Here is a 206-nt window from a genome sequence, read left to right as displayed (position 1 = left end):
GTGGCGTGGCCGAGCAACCTATGAGCAATGATGAAACTCATCTTGGTGCTAAAACACGAGTTCACAATGCCAAGAAAACCATCAAAGACGGTGATTTCTATGTTGGGATTGAAGCTGGTTTAGATGGGCATTCCACGTTTGCATGGATGATTATTGAAACAGAGACACAGACGGGCGAATCAAGAAGCGCGAGTCTAATGCTTCCA

At 45.6% G+C, this 206-nt stretch carries 1 protein-coding gene; it reads left to right on the top strand.

The genetic code is table 11. The features are described from left to right. Positions 1-5: 5 nt before the first annotated feature. A partial coding sequence (locus MRS74_RS23940; RefSeq protein ID WP_368671332.1) for a DUF84 family protein occupies positions 6-206 on the top strand: 201 nt, incomplete at its 3' end.

Source organism: Marinobacterium sedimentorum (genome assembly GCF_024267675.1).
In the GTDB taxonomy this organism is placed as follows: domain Bacteria; phylum Pseudomonadota; class Gammaproteobacteria; order Pseudomonadales; family Balneatricaceae; genus Marinobacterium_A; species Marinobacterium_A sedimentorum.
Note: the sequence above shows the minus strand (reverse complement) of the source record. Positions and strands in the feature narration are given on the sequence as shown.